The sequence below is a fragment of the Pseudoduganella violacea genome, assembly GCF_014191875.1.
Classification (GTDB): Bacteria; Pseudomonadota; Gammaproteobacteria; order Burkholderiales; family Burkholderiaceae_D; genus Rugamonas; species Rugamonas violacea_A.
Genome location: NZ_JACHXD010000002.1, coordinates 151,386 through 171,739, shown reverse-complemented (window position 1 = coordinate 171,739; position 20,354 = coordinate 151,386). Strand labels below are relative to the sequence as shown.

Below are 20,354 nucleotides of genomic sequence, written 5' to 3'. Positions count from 1 at the left end.
CTTGCTGCTGTCTATCGGCTATGCCGACATTATGTCCCATTATCCGCAATCGCAGTCCACCGGGATCGGCGGAACAGAGGGCGAATCTGGGTGTTTCTTTGCGGTATTGTAACTTGAGGGCAAGCGAATAGGGCGGCGGCGCGCGCCGCCGTCCGATTTAAGCAAAGGTATCGACCACACCAAGGCCACTGCGCACGCGCTGCGGGGCCGCCGCGACCGCTGCGCCATCGTCGCCAGCCGTGCCCGCACCGGCGCCGCGGCCGCCCTGACCCCGGTTGCCGCCGGCCTGGCGGGCGAAGGCTTCCTGCTGTTCCTGGCTGCCGGCCGAGACGGTGGCGTTGCCGAGCTGGATGCCCGCTTCATTCATCATATCGCGCAGCTTGGGCAGGGCGTTTTCCAGCGCCTGGCGCACTTCCGGCTGGGCCGCCGTGAAGCTGGCGCTGGCCTGGTCGTTGGAAATGCTCAGCACCACTTGCAGCGGTCCCAGATCGGGCGGATTCAAGGTCAGCGAAGCGCTTTGCTCGCCGCCGGCCGCCATCCACACCACTTTCTGGCCCAGTTGCTGGTCCCAGGCCTGACTGCCGACACGCGCCTGCAGCTGGTTGCTGGCGACGGCATTGGCCGCCTGCAGCGTGGCTTGGCCGGTCTGGGCCATGGCGGGCATGGCTTGGGGCGCGGGCGCGCTCTCGCGCTGCACCGTCATCACTTCGCCCTGGGTATTCTGGCTGCGCACGCCACGGCTGATGTCGTCGACCTTGGCCTGGGCCGCGCCCAGGGCCGGGGCGGCGGCGCCCTGCGGCGCTTCGCTGCCCGGACGGGCGCGCACGGCCGGTTCGCCAGCCGTATCGCTGAGTTCGGTCGTGGCGTCGGCGGCGGCATCGCCCGCCTTGGCTTCCGGCGTGCTGGCCTGGTTCAGGCTGGCCATGGCTTCGGCCAGTTCGCCGCCGCTGGCGGCGTGGGCGCCGCCCTGCGGGGCGGGCGCGGCCTTGGCCTGGGCCAGGCTGGCGCTGAAATCCGCTGGCAGGGCTTGCTCCGCGCTGTCGGCCTTGCCTGCGGCGGCGCTGCGTGCCAAGGCGGGGTCGATGGCGAGCGCGCCGGCTTTGTCGGCTGCGGCATCGGCGGCGCTGGCGCTGAGGGCGGCCAGCGTCGCGGCGTCCGCGCCGGCCGCCGCCTGGGCGCTGCCGTCCGAGCTGGCGACGGCGCTGGCGTTACCGTTTTGGGCCGCTTTGGCGGCCGCTTCCGCCGCAGCCGCCTGGGCCGCTGCCGCCGCTGCGGTCGCGGCGCTATCGGCGGCCGGCGCGGCGCTCTGGCCGTTCAGGCTGGCCATCATGGCCAGCAGTTGGGCGGCGGCATCTTCGGCGCTGACGACCTTCGTGCCGTCTTCCGTGCTCTCTTTGGCGCCGGCGGCGCTGCCGGCCGTCGACGCCGGAGTGCTGGCCGGACCGGCGTCGGCCTGGCTGGCGCTGTTGCCCTGGTTCTGCGGCTTGGCGGGCGCGCTGTCCTGGGTGGCTTGGGCGTTTTGCGTATTCGGGCTGTTCTGCGCGTTTGGCGCTGGCTGGGCCGGTTTGGCTGGCGCGGTGCTGTTCGCGGTGGGCGCCGGACGCGGCGGCTGGACCTGGGCCGGGCGTGCCGTCGGCGTGGCCGGGGCGGGCGTCATGGGCGCCGGCTGGCGCTGCTCCATCTGGCGCGCCAGCGTGCTGCGGAACAGATCATCGGAGCTGCCGCCGGGCGGCTGCTTGGGCGGCGTCATGCCGGAAGCCGGGGCCAGGAAGGGATTGGTGGTGATCGGTGTCTGCATGATAAAGCCGTCTGGTTAATGCCGCCGGTTGGGCGCCGAGCTCATCTCAGCGCTTGAAATATGCTTGCCGGGACGCGTGTTCGTCCATGGCCTTCTGGTCGCGCTTGGCGTCCACCTTCTGCTGCTGGGCCACGGCCCGGTCGCGCAAGGTGGAGTAGGACATGCGTTTGCGTTCGGCCGCCTGCCAACTGCTTTTCTCCTGCGCGCCGCGCTGCTGCATATGCACAACGATGTCGCGCTGGCCCTGGATCGCGGTATCCAGTTTCGCCATGAAAGCCTGGAAATTGCGGTAAGCCATGGGCGTGATGCCTAGCTGCTGGGTTTCATCGAAACGCTTGCCGTATTCGTCGCGGTAGCCGAGCAGCATGTTCAGCTTTTCCTCGGCCTCGCTGGCCGCTTTCAAGGCCGCGCCCAGGCGCTTGGCCGCGTCGTCGGTTTCGCGGCGCGCCAGATCGATCAGGGTTTCCAATTGGGTTTGCGAGGCCATGATCGTCAATTATAGGCTTCTGGCGGTCGCGGCAATCAATCGAATAGAGCGGTAAGTTGCCCCAAGCTCTGGCCCATATCGACGCGCTCGGTGATCTGCTGTTGTAAAAAATGCTCGATCTTGTCATGCAAGCCGATGGCCTGGTCCAGCACCGGGTCGGTGCCGGGCGTGTAAGCGCCGACGGCGATCAGGTCGCGGCTGCGTTCATAGCGCGAGAACAGCTGCTTCAGGTGGCGCGCCTCGTTCTGGTGCTCGTGCGAGGTGATCGAGTGCATGGCGCGGCTGATCGACTGTTCGATATCGATGGCCGGGTAGTGGCCGGCCTCGGCCAGACGGCGGTTGAGCACGATGTGGCCGTCGAGAATGGCGCGCGCCGAGTCGGCGATCGGGTCTTGCTGGTCGTCGCCCTCGGTCAGCACGGTGTAGAAGGCGGTGATCGAGCCGCCGCCGAGCTGGCCGTTGCCGGCGCGTTCGACCAGCACCGGCAGCTTGGCGAAGACCGAGGGCGGATAGCCCTTGGTGGCCGGCGGCTCGCCGATGGCCAGCGCGATTTCGCGCTGGGCCATGGCGTAGCGCGTCAGCGAATCCATGATCAGCAGCACGTTCTGGCCCTTGTCGCGGAAATGCTCGGCAATGGCGGTGGCATAGGCCGCGCCCTGCATGCGCATCAGCGGCGGCGTGTCGGCCGGGGCCGCCACCACCACCGAGCGCGCCAAGCCTTCCTCGCCCAGGATCTGTTCGATGAATTCCTTGACCTCGCGGCCCCGTTCGCCGATCAGGCCGACCACGATGATGTCGGCCTCGGTATAGCGCGCCATCATGCCCAGCAGCACGGACTTGCCGACGCCGGAACCGGCGAACAGGCCCATGCGCTGGCCGCGGCCCACGGTCAGCATGGCGTTGATGCAGCGCACGCCCACATCCAGGGTTTCCACGATGGGCGCGCGGCCCAGCGGATTGGCCGGGCGCACATTGATGGGCGCGCTGTCGGTGGTCTGGATGGGACCGAGATTGTCGAGCGGGCGGCCGGCGCCGTCGAGCACGCGGCCCAGCAGTTCCGGTCCCACCGGCAGGTGGCGCGCGCGGTCGCTCGGGCGGCGGCGCGGGTGGCTGACGCTGCCCGGACGCGGAATGGTCTGCTCGACCGGGAAGACGCGGGTGCCCGGCACGATGCCTTCGACATCGCTTTGCGGCATCAGGAACAGGCGTTCGCCCTCGAAACCGACCACTTCGGCTTCGACCTTGCCGCCGCTGGGCAGGGGCACGGTGCAGGCCGCGCCCACGGCCAGGCGCAGGCCGACCGCTTCCATCACCAGGCCGGCCACGCGCGTGACGCGGCCCGAGACCTGCATCGGTTCGACGAAATCGCTGAGCACGGCGCAATCGTTGAGGTAGGCGCGCCAGCGGCCGGCGTGGCCCTGGGCGCTGCCGGTATCGACCGGGGCGCGCGGCGCGCGGGCCGGGGCCGCGTCGTCGATCCCGTCCGCGCCGCTGTTCGTGTCGCCGTCCAGGCCGCTGTCGCCGTCCAGATCGCTGTCCTCGGCCAGCGCGCCGTCAGCGGCGTCGGCGTGCCGTGCCGCCGGTTCGTCGAATTCGGCGTCGAGTTCGGCCATGGCGGCGGCCAGGTCGGCCATGGCGTCGGCATTGGCCTGGGACAGGCCGGCCGGATCGCCGGGTTTGGCGGGGGAAGAGGCGGGCAAGTCCATCTCAGTCCAGCCAGTTCAGATCCTTGCCCAGCGCATGGGTCAAGCGCTGCCAGCGCGAGGCCGCCTGGGCGTCGATCTGGTTGCTGGCGGTATCGATCTTGCAACCGCCGCGGCCGATGCTCGGGTCTTCGATCACGCTCCAGCCATCTTTTTCCAGCTCCTCGCCCAAACCGTCGCGCACCACTTGCGCGTCCTCGGGATTGAGGGCCAGGATGGCGGGCGGCTGCAGCACCGGCAGGTACTGGATGGCGTCGCGCACGATGGGCAGGATCAGTTCCGGCTTGGCCGGCAGGGCGGTTTTGAGCATGCCCTTGGCCAGATGCAGGGCCAGTTCCAGCACCTCGTTGGCGATCAGCTGGTCGGCCTCGCGCAGCGCGGTGCTGAAATTGCCGGCGATCTCGGCCACCGGCTCCAAGGTCTTGGCGGTGGCCTCGCGCGCCTCGTCCAAGGCCTGGGCCTGGCCGTCGGCATGGCCGGCCGCGTAACCGGCCTCATAACCCTGCTGGCGCGCTTCCTCGCGGATGGCGTCGAGTTCTTCCTCGGTGGGGTAGTCGGGATGCTGCTCCGGCTCGGCATACATGGCCGCTTCCTCGGCCGCCTGGGCTTCGGCCAGGGCCGCCTGCTCGCGCGCCAGGCGCTCCTCTTCCTCCTGCTGGGCTTGCCGCGCCGCCAGCGTGCTGGGGCGGTTGTCGCCGAAGGATTTCATTTCCCAGCGCTGGAACGCCGGCTGGGGCTGTTTGGAAAAAATATCAGACAAACGAATCCTCGCCTTTGCCGCCTAGGACGATCTGGCCTTCGTCGGCCAGGCGCCGCACAATCTGCAGAATCTGCTTCTGCTGGGTTTCCACTTCCGACAGGCGCACCGGGCCTTTCGATTCGAGGTCTTCGCGCATCATTTCCGAGGCGCGCGCCGACATATTGCGGAACACCTTGTCGCGCAGCTCCTGCGACGCGCCCTTCAGCGCGATGATCAGCATTTCCGACTGCACTTCGCGCAGCAGCAGCTGGATGCCGCGGTCCTCGACATCGATCAGGTTGTCGAACACGAACATCTCGTCCATGATCTTCTGCGCCATATCGTTGTCGTAGTTCTTGATATTGTCCATGACCGAGCTTTCCTGCTCGCCGCTCATGAAGTTCAGGATCTCAGCCGCCGTGCGGATGCCGCCCAGCGTCGATTTCTTGATGTTTTCATTACCCGACAGCAGCTTGGTCAGCACATCGTTCAGTTCGCGCAGCGCGGCCGGCTGCACGCCGTCCAGGGTGGCGATGCGCAGCACGGCGTCGTTGCGCAGGCGGTCGGTGAAATGGCCGAGAATCTCGCAAGCCTGGTCGCGTTCCAGGTGGACCAGGATGGTGGCGATGATCTGCGGGTGCTCGTTGCGGATCAGTTCGGCCACCGACTGCGAATCCATCCACTTCAAGCTTTCGATGCCGGACGCGTCCTTGCCGCCCAGGATGCGCGACAGCAGCACCGAGGCCTTGTCGTCGCCCAGCGCCTTGGTCAGCACCTGGCGGATGTACTCGTCCGAATCGAGGCCCACGGTGGAGGCGGCCGCCACATGGTCGCGGAAATCGTCGAGCGTGGCCACCACCTGCTCATGCGGCACGTTTTTCATGGTGGCCATGGCCGCGCCCAGCTTGAGCACTTCGCGCGGGCCGAGGAATTTCATCACCTCGGCGGCCTCGGCCTCGCCCATCGCCAGCATCAGGATGGCGGCCTTTTGCAAGCCGGTATTCTCAGTCATTTGCGCCTATCCAATCCTTGATGACGTTGGCGACGATGCGCGGATCGTCGTTGGCCAGTTTCTTGGCCAGGGCCAGGTTGTCGCGGTAAGTCCGCGCGGTATTCTCTTCCAGGGCCGCCAGTTCGGCGGCCAGGATTTCGTCCGGCGACGGGCCGGTCGGCTCCTCGACCACCGGCTCTTCCGGTTCCGGCTCGGGCTTGTTGATTTCGTCGATCTTCTTGAACACGGGGCGCATCATCGGGCGCACGATGCGCAACAGGATGTAGAGCAGCACCAGGGCCACGATCAGGAATTTGACCAGATCGCCCAGCAGCGGCAGATTGGCCGGATCGCGCCACCAGTCTAGTGCCGGCGGCGCATCCTTGTCCACGCCGTCGAACGGGGCGTTGGCCACGCTGACCGAGTCGCCGCGCTCCTGGCTGAAGCCCATGGCTTCGCGCACCAGGCTGTTGATCTTGGCCATTTCCTCGGGCGTGTAGGGCTTGATCGTGACCTTGCCGGTCTTGGCGTCGACGAGGCGGCGGTAGTTGACGACCACGGCCACGGTCATGCGCTTCAGGCCCGCCATATTCTTTTGCTCATAGCGCACCGTCTTGTCGACCTCGTAATTGGTGGTCGATTCCTTGTGCGAGGGGCTGTTGGCGCCGGCCGCGCCGCTGGGCACCTGGCCGGGCGCCGGCGCGGTGCCGGGCGGGTTCTGGGTCAGGGGCGCGGTGGCCGTGCCGGGCGGTTGGTTCGACAGCGCGCCGGGAATGCCGTTCGGATTGGCATTGCCGTTGCCATTGGTCTCGCTGCTCTGTTGGCTGCGGATGGCCGAAGCGGCCGGCGGCGAGTTCGGCTTATAGCTTTCGGCGGCCTGCTCGATTTGGGCGAAATCGACGTCGGCCACGGCCTCGGCGCGCACATTGCCTTCGCCCACGATGGGCAAGACGATCGATTCGACCTGCTTGGTGATCTGGCGCTGTAATTCCTGCACATACTTGAGCTGGGACGCGTCGAGGTTCTTGGCGTTGCCGGCCGCGTTGCCGTTCTTATTGGTATCGGACACCAGATTGCCGGCCTGGTCGACCACGGTCACATTCGCCGGCTGCAGTTCGGGCACGCTGGACGCGACCAGGTGCACGATGGCGCTCACCTGCTGCGGATCGATCATGCGGTTGGGGTGCAGGTTGAGCAGCACCGAGGCGGTTGGCTTCTGCTGCTCGCGCACGAAGACGGAAGGCTTGGGCAGGGCCAGGTGCACGCGCGCCGCGTCGACGGCGGCCAGCGACTGGATCGAACGCGCCAGCTCGCCTTCCAGCGCGCGCTGGTAATTGACCTGTTCCAGGAATTGCGACACGCCCAGCTTCTGGTTTTCCATCAGCTCAAAGCCGACATTGCCGCCCTTGGGCAAGCCCTGGGCCGCCAGCTTCAGGCGCACATCATGCACCTGCTCGGTCGGCACCAGGATGGCCTGGCCGTTTTCCGAGAACTTGTGCTTGACGTTCATCTGGTCGAGCGCGGCCGTGATGGCGCCGCCGTCGCGGTCGGTGAAATTGGAGAACAGCACCTTGTACTCGGGCGCCTTGTTCCACAGGTAGAGGATCAGCAGCAGGGCCAGGAAACCGGCCACGGCGCCGCCGCGCACCAGGTTCCTGCCCATGGGCGTCTGCAGAAACGGCGGCTTCTCCTCGGGCGGAGGGGCGTCTGCCGGGGCATCGATATCAAGTTGTTCGGCGGCTGCGGCCATATTAGGTTCCGAAGGCTTGGAAAGCGTCTGGTTGGTGGGCGCCCCGTCACGGGAGAAAGGGCAGTGTGCACATTATTGGCCACGCGGGCGCGCTTCAATCGCGGGAACAGAAGGCCGTTTCCCCTGCTGCTCCAGGCGGCGCGCCGCTGGGGCTGTTGGTATTCTGGCACCCTGACCCTGCATCCAGGGACATATTGTAGCGCGGCAACACGGGACTGTCCCCGGTTGTTTGGCTATAGCAACAACACAAGGAGTCCAGCAAAATGAGAACAGGCGGCATCGACAGCAGCCAGATCCAGGCCATGATCGCCCAATTGAAGGCGGCGGCCACGCGGCCGCAAGCCACCCCGCCGGCCATCCAGACCGAAAAGCCGGCCACCAAGGTCGACTTCTCCGACGCGCTGAAAGGCGCCTTGGACGCGGTCGCCACCAGCCAAAATAAATCCGAAGCGCTCAGCAAGCGCTTCCAGATGGGCGACGACAGCGTCAACCTGTCCGACGTCATGGTTTCGATGCAGAAAGCCAGCATCAACTTCCAGGCCACGGTCCAGGTGCGCAACAAGCTCGTCTCCGCCTACCACGACATCATGAATATGCAAGTCTAAGGCGCGACAGCTAAGGCGCTACAGCCGAGCGCGTGTCCGCTTGGGGGCTGACCCCAAGCGGACACGCGCTCGGCTGTTTGCGTTAGGCCAGGCCGGCGATGCGGGCGTTGCGTTCGCGCTCGAGCTTGGTGATGTAGCGCTGCACGGCGTTGAGCGCGCTGCGCGGGATGTCGGTGAATTGGCAGCCGAGGCGGCGGTTGGTTTTGTTGTTGAGCAGGGTGAGGTCGGTGCAGTTGCGCACCTGCAGGCCGGTGGTGATCTGGCCGATTTCGGGCAGCTCGATGCGGCAGTCGGCATACTCGCGGCCGATGGCTTCGCCCAGCAAGAGCTTGTTGTCGAGGATGGCAATACCGCCGCAGCTGATGTCGGCCAGCGGGAAGCTGTTGGCGCCGCCACCGAATTCGGCCGGGAAGGGGATCAGCACGCGCACCGGATTGCCGACCGGCGTATTCATGCGGTAGAACTCGCGCCGCTGCAGGCGGATCAGGCTGGCCGGCAGGGCGATCTTGAACGCCGGACTGCCTTCATACACGCAGCTTTCCGCGCGTTCGCTGCGGAACAGGATGCGGATCTTGTCCAGCGTGGTTTCATACGAGATGGCGGGCGCGGCCAGGATGCGCGCGTTTTGCTCGGGATTGACCGAGCAGTCGAGGATGACGGCATTGTTGTCGGCATCGACTTCCAGGATCGAGGTCACGCAGACGTCGGCTTCGCCGCGCACCAGCATGCGGATCAGCTGATTTTTCTCGCCGATGCCGCGCAGCAGGTTGAGGATCTCCTTGCGCGATTCCACTTCGAAATCGTGCCAGTTTTCCAGGTCGGCGTCCTGAAGGTATGAGTGCATCAATGTCCACCAGTGGGTTCGGTAAGGGGAGCGCTGGTGTCGGGCGCCGGTGGAAGTGGCTGGCCCGCTTTTTGCGCCTCTTCAATATGATAAAGCCAGGCCAAAAGTTCCGCAATTGTCCGGTAGAGCAGGGGCGGGATCTGGCCGTCGAGGTCGACGTCCATCAGCAGCGACACCAGCTCCTTCGATTCGTGCACGAAGACGCCGTGCTCGGCGGCCACGGCGATAATCTGCTCGGCCACCAGGCCGCGGCCCTTGGCCACCACCTTGGGCGCGGACTCGCCTTCGCGGTAAGCCAGGGCCACCGCGCTTTGCAGTGGGCGGCGGCCATCCTGCTCGGCGCTGGCCGTGGGCAGGGTGGGGCGGGCGCTCTTGTCCACGGCATTGACCGGCAAGGGCAGGCGCGGCTTGTTCTCATTGGCCATCGCCGCCTCCACCCTCGCCGCCGATGGTCAGCGAGGCCAGCGGCGCGCCGGCCGCCTCCATCGCCTGCTGCAACTGGCCGGCCCAGGCGCGCAAGGTGCTGACCGTGCCGTCCGAATCGGATTGCACGGCGATATGCACCTGCTCGCCGACGATGGTGACGCTGGCCGCCAGCGCGCCCAGGCGCGGGAAGCGGAAGCGCACGCCGCTGCGCCACACCGGCTCGCGTGAGTCCTCGTCGCGCCCGCCTTGTTGCTGGCGGCCTTCACGCTCGTCGCGCCGCACCTCCCATTGCATGGCCTGGCCCGGCCAGGCTTCGCCCTGCCACAGCACGCGCTGCTGCTCGTGGGCATGTAGTTGCTGGTTGATCATCTGCGCGGCTGACAGGTCGGGGCCGTTCAGCGCGCGCGCCGCCGTCTCGGCCGCCGATTGCGCGGCGGCCTGGGTGAAGCGTTGCATCTGCGGCTCGCGCGCCAAGTCTTGCAGGCTGCGCTTGCCTTCGGCCCACTCGGCCACATGGGATTCATAGAACAAGCCGCTCTTGCCGAGCGCGTCCTGCAACTGCTTGCTGAGCTGGGCCGTGTCGGGCGCGCCGCCTGGCACCAGCGGCACCTTGCCATTGATGGTGGCGGGCACGCCCGGCGCCGTGTAGGCATTCACCAGGACATTGGCGATGGCGCGCGCGGCAGGGCTGAGGGTGGCGGGCAGGGTATTGCGGTCCAGCGCCGGCAACTGCTCGGCCGGCGTCAGCGGGGCCTTGCTGAGCAGCGTGGCAGCCAGGCTTTGTGGCCGCGCGCCTTCGGCCGGGGCGGCCGCGCCAGGCGCGGCACCGGCGATCTGGCCCGGGACGCCGGCCGCTGCATTGGCTGCCGCGCCGGCCGCCGTTTGCGCCAGGCTGGCCGCCGCATTGGGCAGGGTAGCTTGTCCCGTGGCCGGATTGGGTGGCGTATTGACGGCCGTCTGCGGTGTGGTAGCCCCGGCGTTGCCCGGTGTCGGCGTGGCGCCAGGCTGGGCGCCGCCCGTGCCCGGCTGGGAGGGCAAGCGGCCGCTCAGCGCTGGATTGGTTTGCGAGGGCAGGGCATCGGCATCGGCCGGCAACTGGCCGCTTTCGCTGTAGAGCACGGCCTGTTGGCCGCTTTGCGTGCCGACCTGGAAGGTGGGGCGGGGATTGGCTGACATCACCGTCAGCGGCAGTTCGGCGCCCAGTTCTACGCCGGCCGGCAACATCATGCGCGCATTGGTGTTGGCCACGCGCACCAGGAAACTGCCGTCGTTGAACTTGGACAGCACCTCGCCCTTGATGGTTTGCCCGACCAGCGACTGCAGCGAGCGCTGGAAGGCTTCCTGGCGCGCATCGCCGACGGGCGCGGCCGGCAGCCGCGTCTCGACCGGCCGGACGCCGGGAACATCGATGCGCGGCGGAATGGCCACAGCGACGGTCAGACGCTGCCGTAGGCGTTGACCAGGCGGCGCTCGGTGCCGGTGCTATTGATCAGCTTGGACAACTGGGCCATCCAGGGCATGACCAGATCGCGGATCTGGCGGTCGTCGTCCAGCATCTTCTTGATCAGCTCGGCCTTGCGCGCGCGCGCCTCGGCTTCCAGCTGGATGGCCGCCTCATTCGCTTTGAGCAGGGCCACCTGGGCCGAGACGCGCGCTTCCAGCGCCTCCAGCTCGTCCCAGTCGGAAGCGCCGGCGGCGGCCAGCATGCGGCCGGTCAAGTCGCCCATGGCCTCGTAGGCCGACAGCACATCGTGATTCGTCATCGTCATGGATTACACGCTCGCAAAAGCAGGTTTGTTCTGGGCCTGCGGCTGGGCCGCAGGGCTGCTGCCGATCTGGTTCCAGGTGTCGCGCAGGTCGGCCAGCAGGCCGCGCACTTCCTCCAGGATCTCGGGCTTGTTCTCGATATTGGCCGTCAGCAGGCGCGCGCTCATGTATTCGTACAGCGCGTCCAGGCTTTCGGCGATCTGGCCGCCGGCTTCCTTGTCCAGGCTGGCGCGCAAGCCATTGTCGATGATCTGGATCGCCTTTGAAATCGCCTTGCCCTTCTCGGCCGGGTTGCCCGATTTCATATGCGCCAGGGCGCTCATCACGGCTACCAGGGCGCCGTCGTAGAGCATCACGATCAGCTTGTGCGGCGATGCGGCGGCGACGCTGGTTTCCAGTCCGACCTTGGCATAAGCGCCGACGCCGCGTGGGGTTGATCCGAACATTATGGTCCTCCTCTTGTTGCTGTGATCAGCGGTTGGCGGCGATTTGCGCCAGCTGCTGGTTCAGGTAATTCTGGGTGCTCGCCATCCGCGCCAGTGAGGCGTCGAGACGCGAGTACTGGGCGCGGTAGCGTTTTTCGATTACCTCCAAGCCATCGGCAAATCGCTGGCGCTGCTTGGCCACGTCCTTGATGCTGTTATTGATGCTTTCGGTCTTGCTGCCGAGTAAACCCTTGCTATCGAGGAAAGAGGTGGCGAGGTTATTCAATTGATAGGCATAACCCTGAGTGAAACTGACTGTGCCGCGGCTGCCAGCTGAACCACCTGTAACCTCGATTTTCAGGCCTTCGATGGTGCTGCCAGGTGAACCGGTCATGGTCTGTCCCTTGCCGATAACAGGCTGGCCGTTGATGGTGCCGGCGATGTCCGTACCCTTGACCGGCGTGGCACTACCAAACAGACTGCTGAACGTTGTACCGCTACCATCGCTGATGCTGATATTCGAGTCCGAGCCATATTTGGCGGAGGAGAGCACCAGTTTGCCGTCGGCGTTGATGCTTGCCGCCACCGTCGACCCGGCTGCCGAGAAAGATGAAATACCATTAATGGCTGATTGCAAGACTTTAGCCAAATCCTCGCGGCTGTAGGTGCCGGCGGGGATATTGACGCTAGCAATGTTTTTGGTGTTACTGGGTGTGGTGTCGTTCAGGGCCACAGACCACATGGTATTGCTTGCAATGGTGACATTGGCAGGCAGTGCGGCATCGCTGGTCAGGGCGCCCTGCGTTGCCATGGCCGTCACATCAAGGTTATAGGTGCCTGGCTTGGTTGCTGCCGTCGAGCTGACGAAATTCACTTGGGAATCGCTGGCCGAGCCGATAGCCGCGAACATGCCGACAATGGCATTGAAGTTCTGATCGATGGCTTTTTGCAGCTTGGTGTTGTCGAGGGACATATTGCCGGTTTTATCAATGCTCAGGCCGAGCGCCGACAGGGTGTTCATATCGCTGCTCTGGCCGGTGAGCGTACTGCCGAGCAGACGGCGCAGCTGCGATTGCACCCCTTGTGCCGTGGCATCGGCCTGCAGGGCTCCAGCCTTCTTGGTTTCCGGGTCGTAGGAGATCATCTCCTTGATATTCTTGTTCAGCTCGTTATATGCCTTGACGAAACCCTCGATATTGGTCTTCAGTGTAGACGTATCTTTGTTCACAGACAGGCTGGTCGTGCCGGTCTTGGTTACGGTCAGCGATACGCCTTGAATTGCATCGCTAATATTATTGCTAGCGCTGGCGATGTCGATCCCGTTTACCGTCAGCTTGGTATTCTGCGCGGCCGCTGTCTGGGTCATATTCTGCGCTGCACCCGGATCATAGCCCAGCAGATCGTTAAGCGCGGCATCGGGCGGGTCGCCATTTTCCCCACTCAGCGTGATGCGCATCGATGACTTTTCGCCGGTCTTGGTCGACGTGAGTACGAGGCGGTTCGGAACCGCGCTGCCATCCGAAATAATGCTGGCGGTGACACCCCCGCCCGCCTTGTTGATGGCGTCGCGAATGCCTTGCAGGGTGTTGTTGGTGTTGTCGATCACTACCGACATTGCCGGTTGGGTCGCATCCATCGTAAAGCTAGCGCCGTTATAGCTGCCACTCGAACCAGCGGTCAGCCCGGCCAATGCTGGATTGGTGCCCCCCACCTTGATTTGGCCGCCGCTGGAAGAGAGCACAACGTTGCTGCCAGCTACCACATGGAAGCCGCCGTTGATACTACCGGCCGCCTTGCCGATACCGCCTGTGACCGCACCAACACTGCCGCTCACGGTTTCGGTCACGGCGATATTCGAGCCATCAGCGCGGGTAAATTTCAGATCGCCGCTGGCGGCTGTTCCGGTAAAGGTGATGTTGGCATCGGCCAAGGCTGTGGCTACGGCGCCAGGGCCAGCCAGGGCCGCATCGATCGAGGCGGCCGTCACGCCGGCGCCTGCCGCCACGTTGGCGCCCTGGGCCGCGATCTGAATACCTCCCACGGTCAGGGCATACGTACCGTCAGCGCCGGTGGCAACATCGCCTGTGCCGGCGAACAGATTGTCGGCTGTGGTGGTGGCCGTGGCCGTGGCGGTCACGCCGGTGGTGACGCTCTTTCCATTGATGGCGTCGGCTAGGGCACGTGCGCTATTGGTGCTGCCGTCGGTGGGGATGGCTGTGCCGTTGAGAATCAGCGAGCCATTGCCAATGCCACCCGAAAGCACAGTGCTGCTTAGCTTGGTGGCATTGACGCCAAAGCTGCCGCTGGTGCTGCCGAACTGGAAGAATAGTGTGGTCTTGCCGCCCAGACCGACTGACGAAGTGGTGCTGGCCATGCCCTTGCTGGTTAGCGACTGAGCCTGGGCCATTTGGGAGACATTGATATTGTAGTTGCCGGCCGAGGCTTTGCCACTGGCGCTGGCTGTCAGAACCGTCTCATCGCCGACCTTAGTCGAGAGGGACTTGAAACTGCTGACGGAAGTCAGATTGCCAAGCGAGCTTTGGAATTTGCCGATAGCACCACTGAGTGCGCCATACGCGCTGAGCTTGGCTTGGAACGAAGCAGTTTTCTTGTCGTAGCTTGCCAGCGGCCGCATTTCCGACTGCATCAGCTTGTCGACGATGGCATTGACGTCCAATGCGCCACCACCTGCACTAATACCTGAAGTTGAGGCCACAGCTTGCTCCTGAGAAAACGATAATATAGATGATTATCGGCAGAATCAAACGCGACTTGAGAAGGGTTTTTCCCGTTTTGTTTGCAAGGTGCAAGACAGGTTTGGTTTGGCTTGCAATCCCCTTTAGCATAATGCAAAAAAGCCCCGGCAGCCGCCCGGATAGGGACGGCGGCCGGGGCCGGGAGCGGCAGTCCTCAGGCTTCTTGCTGAATCAGCAAACCCTTGGTACTGCCCAACGACTTTGCAAGCTGCAGCGCCTCCTTGCTGGGGATTTGGCGCAGTATTTCCTTGGTACTCTGGTCGATGATCTTAACCACAGTCCGCTTGCTGTCGGTATCGATGGAAAATTCCAGGCTCTGTGCACTGGCCTGCACTGATTTGTTCAGTTCCGCAACCGCGCTTTCCAGTTCCTTTTGTGAAGGAGGGGCTTCTTTGGCCTTAACGGCCTGCACGGTTTCCACGGCCGCAGCGGGCTGGCGCCCATTGACGGCTGGGGTAGCGGCCGTTTCGGCGCCGCTCACGGGTCTGTCATTTCTTGCAGGGGCGGCCGGGACGATCGAATCGATAGTCATGATGCCTCCTAGTGAAAAGTTCCCCGACTGGAAATCCAGGCGGGGAACCGGCTTTTAGCTAAGTTGTTGCGCTAGCGATTAGCCACGCAGCAGGCTCAACACGCCATTCGGCAGCGAGTTCGCCTGGGCCAGCATCGCGGTACCAGCTTGTTGCAGGATCTGGCCGCGGGTCAGGCTGGCCGTTTCCGCTGCGAAGTCGGTATCTTGAATACGGCTACGCGAAGCAGACAAGTTCTCGGTCGTGGCGCTCAGGTTCGAGATGGTCGAAGCGAAACGCGCTTGCAGAGCACCGAAGGAAGCGCGCTGGGTATTCACCGTGGCCAGGGCTGCATCGGCAATCTTGATAGCCAGCTGCGCGCCTTTGAAGGTGCTCACATCCAGCTGCGACACCGAGTTCAGGTTCGAGGTGCCACCCAGATTCATCGTGGTTGCAGTGCCTTCGGTCACGGAGAAGCTGCTGCTGGAGTCGAAGGTGACGCGGCCAACACCGACACCTTGGGCTGCGTTATCCAGCAAGTTTACCGCGGCGCCAGCCAGGGTGACGCCATCGGCAGCGTAGGTTTGTACGGCGGCTACGAGGTTGGGGGTGGCGGGGAGAGCAGTGTTCTGAACTTTGATGTCGGCACCACCCGAATGGGTCAGTTTCAGGCTGGGGGTGGCCGCACTAGCGTCAAACTCTGCCGTAATACCGGTTTTAGCGGTCTGGGCATTGATTGCCGTCAGCGCAGCTGCAAAATCCGAGGCTTCGTTAGCGCCTGCGCCTACGGCGAAGGACACTTTGACGGCGGTGGTGTTGTCGCCAATCAGATCGAAAGTAAAGGACTCGCTAGGCCCCAGCTTCAGATTGACTTCGGTAATCGCACTCGCTGAGACACCGGTTTTGCCGGATTCGGCGTTGGCTTTGGAGGCAATTGCTTTGGCCGAATCGCCCTGCGCTACGGTAATGGCGGCAGAAGAACCACGTGGACCATTAATCGTAAAGTTGCCGGTACGAGTATCGTTAGCAACGTTTGTGCCATCAAACGCGGTCATCGTGTTGTTGGCGATCTGGTTATTGCCGTAGATATTGGTCTGGAAGTTCGCGCCGGTGGCCGAGATCAACTGACCAGCATCTGCGCCGACCTGGAACTGCGCAGTACCCATGGTGCCGTCCAGCAGATTTTGGCCGTTGAATGCAGTGGTGTTAGCGATACGATTCAATTCGGCAGCCATCTGCGTCACCTCGGTCTGCAGTGCAGCGCGGTCGGAGCCGGAGTTGGTAGAGGTGGACGACTGCACTGCCAATTCGCGGATACGTTGCAGAATGTCGCCGGAGCTGGACAGCGCGCCTTCAGCGGTTTGCGCCAGGGACACGCCGTCGTTGGCGTTACGGCCTGCCTGGGTCATGCCGCGAATTTGCGAGGTCATCCGGTCGGAAATCGCCAGGCCTGCTGCATCGTCACGAGCGCTGTTGATACGCATACCCGAGGACAGGCGTTGCAGCGAGGTGTTCAGCGCGTTTTGCGAACCGGTCAGGTTGCGTTGCGAGTTCAGGGAGGCGATGTTGCTGTTAATAACTGAGGCCATGGTATTTCTCCAAAACTTGGTACTACTGGTTGGGCAATCTGCTCATTCACTTTGGCCCGCCCCGCTGTTCCGAGACGATCAAGCCGCTGTTATTTTGGGTAACGGTTGCCGTACGGGAAGCTTTAGGTGTTTTGGAGAGGAAAATCTGCTGTTATCCCTCTAAAGTGGCGAGAGGGATAACCGCTTAGACGACCTGTTTTTGGGGAACTTTAGCCCCAAAAAATATTTTTTCTTCCTGTATATGAAAGAGGGCGCTACCGTAGCAGCGCCCCAATTGTTTATTTATTTGACACTTATTCCTCGCGCGTGTTTATCACTACGGAAATATTTTAGGCAGCTTCAAGAGCGGGTATTCCCACAAGTTCTACCCCCGCGCTTTCTATATCAACAATATTAGTGATGCTGGCGGGAGCGGTTTTGGCTGGCGAGGAGTACATGGCCAGCAACTGCGCTGGTGTCAGCACCTGCCCGTCCGCAAACAGCATTTGCGAAGGGTTTGTGGTCGGCTGCAGGAAGACTTTTTGAGCAGTGAGCTGATCCCCTGAGCCGTAACTGATGACCAAATCATCGCCTGTGCGTACCACGGATGTCAGGCCATTGGCCAGGATGCCTTCAAACTGGACGGTGGCCATGTTGGCCTTGTCGTGAATGCCAAGCACCAGGGTGTCTTTACCGGAACCGGCTCGCAGCAGAACCAGATCAAGGCCAGTACCGACCTCCAGCACGTCATCTCCTACGCCGCCATCCAGCGTATCGTTGCCAGCTGAACCTCGCAAGGTATCGTTGCCCGCGTCACCGAACAAGAGATCATTTCCCAGCCCGCCGACAACGTTGTCGTTGCCGGAACCGCCGTATTCCAGATCGTCCCCCGCGCCGCCATCTAGACGGTCATTGCCGTTTTCGCCGTACAAGGTGTCATTACCTTCGCGCCCCTCTATGCCATCGGAGTTGTCTCCACCATATATTTTGTCGTTGCCCAGCCCTCCGAGTAGGACATCGTCGCCTGCATCGCCAAAGAGTATGTCATCGCCGCTTCCTCCGTCGATGGTGTCGTTGCCCAAGCCCGCACGGATAATTTCATTGCGGGCTGTCCCTGTGAACTGGTCTGGCTTTTCGCTTAGCAGTACGGGGCTGCGAGCGATGAAGTCATCCATGGTCAGCGTTATGTCGGCAAACTTGAAGACGTCGACCTGGCTGTTGACGTTGGTAAAGTGTTCCAGTAGTGTCAGTTGATCGCTGTCTCCATAGGTCAGGACGAGATCGTTGCCCACCTTCCGTGCCAAAGTGACGTCACTGAATTTTACGTCTTCAAACTGAATTGTCTTAATGGTTGCCGCTGTTGCAGCACCGTTTTGCTTGATAAGGTCTTGACCGTCGCCGTGGCGGAAAATATAGGTGTCATTGCCGCTCTCGGCGCCGTCCAGCGTGTCGTTACCAGTGCCACCATCGAGGGTATCGTTGCCGCCGTCGCCTCGTAGCTGATCATTACCTGCACCGCCAACTATCAAATCGTCGCCGGCTTCTCCGAATATTGTGTCGTTGTCGGCACCGCCGCAAATGGTGTCGTTGCCGTTGCCCGCCTTGATATAGTCGTTGCCTTCGCCGCCTAGAACGCTGTCATTGCCATCGTATGTGTTCAGGGTATCGTTGCCGTCTTCACCCAGAAGCGTGTCGTCGCCAGCTCCCATGTTCACTTCGTCGTCACCGTCGCCGGCTAGGACATGATAGCTATACTTGAAAAAATTTACGTATTTATCAGCCACCTTGCTTAGATGAATTGGATAGGTCTTATAAAGTTCTCCCAGCGTTAAGGTCTTATCAGTAAATTCATAGAGGCCCACTGGGGCGGAACTGTAGTAGATGGATGTTGTAATGCTATCTCCCATGCCATATTCAATCGTAATAGCATCGTATGATATTCGGGTGATCTTGCTGATGTCGCTGGAGGCAACATCCAGGAATTTGATGGTTGAAATATGGTCGTGATCAGTAACGTCCGTATATATTAGATCCCGGCCAGCGCCGAGCTGGGTGATGAATGTATTGTTTCCCTTTCCGCCGTATATTGCGTCGTTACCGGCGCCACCAATGATCGTATCGTCACCATCGTCTCCTATGATACGGTCGTCGCCGTCGCCGCCGATTAGCAAATCATCTCCGTTTCCGCCGGTGAGGGTATCTTTCCCCGCTCCCCCATCCAAGGTGTCGTTGCCGTCATCACCTTTCAAGTCATCGTTGCCACCGCCGCCGTAGGCTTGGTCGTTGCCGGCCCCCATGGACAGTATGTCAGCATAATCCGTGCCATAAACGCGATCGTCTGTCGCCCCGAAACTTAATTTGTTTTCACCTGTCGTCGAATTAAGCAGGTGAATGGGATACTTTGCATAGAGTTGGCTCAGGTTAAAGCTGACACCATCGGAGAAATTTACCTGGTCGATCTGATTGATTGAGGCGAAATGGCCACTTACAGTAATCTTGTCATTGTTGCCGTAGCGAATGATCAAGTTATTCACATCGCGCTCCAAAGACGTGAGTTCGTTTGAGGCTACGTCGGTGAAGCGGATAGTTTTAATCCGTCCTACGGTTTGATCGGCGGTATTGATCAAGTCCTGGCCGGAACCTACACGGAAAACGTAAGTGTCATTGCCGGTGCCGCCAACCAGTGTGTCGTTGCCGGTGCCACCGTCCAATGTATCGTTGCCGCCTTCGCCGTTAAGAATGTCATTGCCGCCGCGCCCGGTCAGGATGTCGTTGCCGGTCTGTCCTAAGATGGTATCGTTGGCGTCAGTGAAGATCGGTTTGTCATTCCCTGTGCTCATCACATACTTGCGCGTGGCCAGGAAATCGTTGAGCGTGTATGTCACCAGCTCATTCGAGGTGGCCGATTTGCGGAATTGCAGGTGGGTGATTTCATAGCCGGCATTAATGAACATGTTTTTCACCGTCACATCGTGCTGCGCCCCCCAGGTCGGTCCCCAGTTGATGACCATATCGTCGCCCACACGCTTCACGTCGGTCAGGGCGGACAGGTCGATGTCGCGGAAGACCAGGGTATCGATATGGCCCGCGCCGCCGTCGCGGTTATCGATCACCGTGTTCAGCGAATTGGCGCCGATGATGTAACTGTCGTTGCCTGTGCCACCTACCAGCGTATCGGAGCCATTGTCGCCGACCAGGGTATCGTTGCCGGCATCGCCTTGCAGCAGGTCGTTGCCGGCGCCGCCGTCCAGGCTGTCGTGGCCTTCGCCACCGCGCAGCACATCGCTGCCATTGCCGCCGATCAGAGTATCGTTGCCGCTGCCGCCATCGAGGGTGTCGTGGCCTTCGCCACCACGCAGCAGGTCGTTGCCGCCTTCGCCGGACAGGCGGTTGTGGCCATTGACCACGCTGATGCTGTCATTGCCTTCGCCGCCCAGCACTTGGATGCTGTAGGAGGTCGTGAAATCGGCCGTGTCGTCACCGCTGCCCAGGCGGATGGGCGTGACGGCCAGGATTTCTTCGGTAGTGAAGCTTTTGCCATCGGCAAACTCAAAGTGGTGGACCGGGTTGCCGTTGAAGTGCTTGAGAACAGTGATGCTGTCGCCATTGCCGTAAGAGACGATCAGATCGTCGCCGACGCGGGTCAGGGCAGGGAGCTCGTCCACACTTAGGTCGGTAAAGCGCAGGGTCTTGCTGCCCGCACTTTCGAGGATGGTGTCGTGGCCGCTGCCGCGTTGGAAGACGTAGACGTCATTGCCAGCGCCGCCGTTCAAGGTGTCATTGCCCAGGCCGCCATTCAGGGTGTCGTTGCCGTCGCCGCCTTCCAGCAGGTCGTCGCCATCGGTTGGAAGAGTACTGCCCAGTGCATTCAGAGCTTGCATATTTCGATTCCTTTTGAAGGTAATAGTTTTTCCATCAATGTTTTTTGAAAAACATTAAAAATATTACATTGAGGAAATTAAAATTGCTAAACATTCCAATATATA

Annotated in this window: 16 protein-coding genes; 1 reads left to right on the top strand and 15 read right to left on the bottom strand. The window is 62.5% G+C overall.

Annotated elements, in window-relative coordinates; genetic code table 11:
• Positions 1-157: 157 nt before the first annotated feature.
• The 6 genes from FHS03_RS03855 to fliF are packed head-to-tail and all read right to left on the bottom strand — an operon-like array spanning position 158 to position 7,468.
• Positions 158-1,798, bottom strand: coding sequence for a flagellar hook-length control protein FliK (locus tag FHS03_RS03855; RefSeq protein WP_183439706.1), 1,641 nt, complete (start codon positions 1,796-1,798; stop codon positions 158-160).
• Positions 1,799-1,844: 46 nt separating this feature from the next.
• Positions 1,845-2,285 carry a flagellar export protein FliJ gene (gene fliJ / locus FHS03_RS03850; protein ID WP_183439705.1) on the bottom strand — a complete coding sequence of 147 codons (441 nt, stop codon included), beginning with the start codon at positions 2,283-2,285 and terminating at the stop codon, positions 1,845-1,847.
• Positions 2,286-2,320: 35 nt separating this feature from the next.
• Positions 2,321-3,991 (bottom strand): flagellar protein export ATPase FliI, encoded by a 1,671-nt coding sequence (fliI, locus tag FHS03_RS03845; protein WP_371871586.1) that lies wholly within the window; start codon positions 3,989-3,991, stop codon positions 2,321-2,323.
• Between the two features lies 1 nt (position 3,992).
• Positions 3,993-4,697: a flagellar assembly protein FliH gene (locus FHS03_RS03840; RefSeq protein ID WP_183440035.1), complete on the bottom strand. Its 705-nt coding sequence runs from the start codon at positions 4,695-4,697 to the stop codon at positions 3,993-3,995.
• A gap of 43 nt (positions 4,698-4,740) precedes the next feature.
• Positions 4,741-5,739: a flagellar motor switch protein FliG gene (gene fliG, locus FHS03_RS03835; RefSeq protein WP_183439704.1), complete on the bottom strand. Its 999-nt coding sequence runs from the start codon at positions 5,737-5,739 to the stop codon at positions 4,741-4,743.
• Entirely contained in the window at positions 5,732-7,468 is a 1,737-nt protein-coding gene (fliF, locus tag FHS03_RS03830; protein WP_183439703.1) for a flagellar basal-body MS-ring/collar protein FliF, read from the bottom strand. The genes fliG and fliF overlap by 8 nt, the downstream gene beginning before the upstream one ends.
• A gap of 263 nt (positions 7,469-7,731) precedes the next feature.
• Between fliF and fliE the strand changes: the two genes are divergently transcribed.
• Positions 7,732-8,073 (top strand): flagellar hook-basal body complex protein FliE, encoded by a 342-nt coding sequence (fliE, locus tag FHS03_RS03825; RefSeq protein WP_183439702.1) that lies wholly within the window; start codon positions 7,732-7,734, stop codon positions 8,071-8,073.
• 82 nt (positions 8,074-8,155) lie between these two features.
• On the opposite strand, the gene FHS03_RS03820 is transcribed toward fliE, so the two are convergent.
• The 9 genes from FHS03_RS03820 to FHS03_RS28495 all read right to left on the bottom strand — a co-directional run bounded on the left by FHS03_RS03820 (position 8,156) and on the right by FHS03_RS28495 (position 20,249).
• Positions 8,156-8,917: a flagellar brake protein gene (locus tag FHS03_RS03820; protein ID WP_183439701.1), complete on the bottom strand. Its 762-nt coding sequence runs from the start codon at positions 8,915-8,917 to the stop codon at positions 8,156-8,158.
• A complete protein-coding gene (locus FHS03_RS03815; protein ID WP_183439700.1) occupies positions 8,917-9,342 on the bottom strand; it encodes an EscU/YscU/HrcU family type III secretion system export apparatus switch protein in 426 nt (141 codons plus the stop codon). The genes FHS03_RS03820 and FHS03_RS03815 overlap by 1 nt, the downstream gene beginning before the upstream one ends.
• On the bottom strand, positions 9,332-10,771 hold the full coding sequence (gene fliK / locus FHS03_RS03810) for a flagellar hook-length control protein FliK (RefSeq protein ID WP_371871585.1): 1,440 nt from the start codon (positions 10,769-10,771) through the stop codon (positions 9,332-9,334). Before fliK ends, FHS03_RS03815 begins: the two co-directional genes overlap by 11 nt.
• Positions 10,772-10,779: 8 nt before the next feature.
• Positions 10,780-11,112: a flagellar protein FliT gene (locus FHS03_RS03805; protein ID WP_229426055.1), complete on the bottom strand. Its 333-nt coding sequence runs from the start codon at positions 11,110-11,112 to the stop codon at positions 10,780-10,782.
• A gap of 3 nt (positions 11,113-11,115) precedes the next feature.
• Entirely contained in the window at positions 11,116-11,556 is a 441-nt protein-coding gene (fliS, locus tag FHS03_RS03800) for a flagellar export chaperone FliS (protein WP_050411959.1), read from the bottom strand.
• 25 nt (positions 11,557-11,581) lie between these two features.
• On the bottom strand, positions 11,582-14,251 hold the full coding sequence (gene fliD / locus FHS03_RS03795; RefSeq protein ID WP_371871583.1) for a flagellar filament capping protein FliD: 2,670 nt from the start codon (positions 14,249-14,251) through the stop codon (positions 11,582-11,584).
• A 194-nt stretch (positions 14,252-14,445) separates the two neighbouring features.
• A complete protein-coding gene (locus tag FHS03_RS03790; RefSeq protein WP_183439699.1) occupies positions 14,446-14,823 on the bottom strand; it encodes a flagellar protein FlaG in 378 nt (125 codons plus the stop codon).
• A 78-nt stretch (positions 14,824-14,901) separates the two neighbouring features.
• Positions 14,902-16,389 carry a flagellin N-terminal helical domain-containing protein gene (locus tag FHS03_RS03785; RefSeq protein WP_183439698.1) on the bottom strand — a complete coding sequence of 496 codons (1,488 nt, stop codon included), beginning with the start codon at positions 16,387-16,389 and terminating at the stop codon, positions 14,902-14,904.
• Between the two features lie 329 nt (positions 16,390-16,718).
• Positions 16,719-20,249, bottom strand: a complete 3,531-nt coding sequence (locus FHS03_RS28495) for a calcium-binding protein (protein ID WP_183439697.1) — start codon at positions 20,247-20,249, stop codon at positions 16,719-16,721.
• Positions 20,250-20,354: the final 105 nt, after the last annotated feature.